The sequence below is a fragment of the Paraburkholderia sp. RCC_158 genome (assembly GCF_041355255.1).
In the GTDB taxonomy this organism is placed as follows: Bacteria; Pseudomonadota; Gammaproteobacteria; order Burkholderiales; family Burkholderiaceae; genus Paraburkholderia; species Paraburkholderia graminis.
In genome coordinates this window covers 1-1,291 of the sequence record NZ_JBFUPM010000075.1, presented here as the reverse complement: position 1 = coordinate 1,291, position 1,291 = coordinate 1, and the positions used below count along the sequence as shown (strand labels likewise).

The window sequence follows — 1,291 nt, the reverse complement described above, 5'->3', positions numbered from 1 at the left end:
TGAGGTTCCCTCTGTTTTTCGCCTTCCAGAGGCCCCGGGTTACGCAGCCGTCTCTTTCGTCTGCTGAGCCTTGAGCCAGACTTGCAGGAACTGGGTCGGCGATACGAAGCCGAGTGACGAATGACGACGACTGCGGTTATAAAACACTTCGATGTATTCGAACAAGTCCGCTGCGGCATCCCGGTGCGTCCGGTAGCGCGTGGCATGGACCCGTTCGTTTTTCAAGCTGTTGAAGAAGCTCTCTGTCGGCGCATTGTCCCAGCAATTTCCCTTGCGGCTCATCGAGCAGCGCATGCCATAGTCGGCCAGCTTGCGCTGGAATTCGTGGCTCGCGTACTGGCTGCCACGGTCCGAATGATGCAGCGCGCCGGGTGCGGGCTTTCGGCGGAACCATGCCATCGTCAGCGCGTCGGTCACGAGGTCCGCCGTCATGCGCGGCTTGATGGACCAGCCCACGACTTCCCGATTGAACAAGTCCAGCACGACAGCCAGATACAGCCAGCCCTCGTCGGTCCAGATGTACGTGATGTCCGAGCTGAACACGCGATTCGGTTCGGCCGGCGTGAACTCGCGGTTCAGCAGGTTCGGCGTGACCGGCAACTTGTGCTTGGAATCGGTCGTGACACGGTAACGGCGTTTGTGGCGCGCTCGGATACCGTTCTGGCTCATCAGCCGCTCCACGCGTGCCTTGCTAGCCGGAAAGCCCCGCGAACGAACCTCCTCGGTCATGCGCGGCGAGCCGTAGGTGCCCTTGAACTCGGCGTGAATCGACCGAATCAACGTGAGCAACTGCACGTCGGTGAGCCGCTGGCGCTCGGCCGTGCCGCCGCGCTTCCAGGCGCGATAGCCGTTGACGCTCACGGACAGGACCTCGCACAGCGCCGACAGTGGGTAATGCCGGCTCTGCTCGTCAATCCAGGCGTACTTCACAGGAGGTCCTTCGCGAAGAACGCCGCCGCTTTTTTTGCGATTTCAAGCTCCATTTGCAGCCGCTTGTTCTCGGCGCGCAGGCGCGAGAGTTCCATCTGCTCCGGCGTGACCACCTTCGCGCCGGCGCCGTTCAGCTTGCCGGCCTGCTCGGCCTTGAGCCAGTTGCGCAGCGTCTGCACCGACATGCCCAACTCGCGGGCCACCGCGCTCACGCCTTGCCCGTCCTTGACTCGCTGCACGGCCGCTGCCTTGAATTCCGCCGTGGAGGCCTGTTTCGGTACCTTGAACATTCCTTCTTTCCTTCCTTTGGGTCGCCTTTATACACGACCTCTTGGAAGGCGAAATTTCGGGGGAAGCTCAC

The 1,291-nt window shown here is 61.9% G+C and carries 1 protein-coding gene; it reads right to left on the bottom strand.

Annotated elements, in window-relative coordinates:
- Positions 1–39: 39 nt before the first annotated feature.
- A protein-coding gene (locus AB6809_RS36185) for an IS3 family transposase (protein WP_371028606.1) occupies positions 40–1,220 on the bottom strand; the annotation gives its coding sequence in 2 pieces (ribosomal slippage) (positions 40–968 and positions 968–1,220; 1,182 coding nt in all).
- Positions 1,221–1,291: the final 71 nt, after the last annotated feature.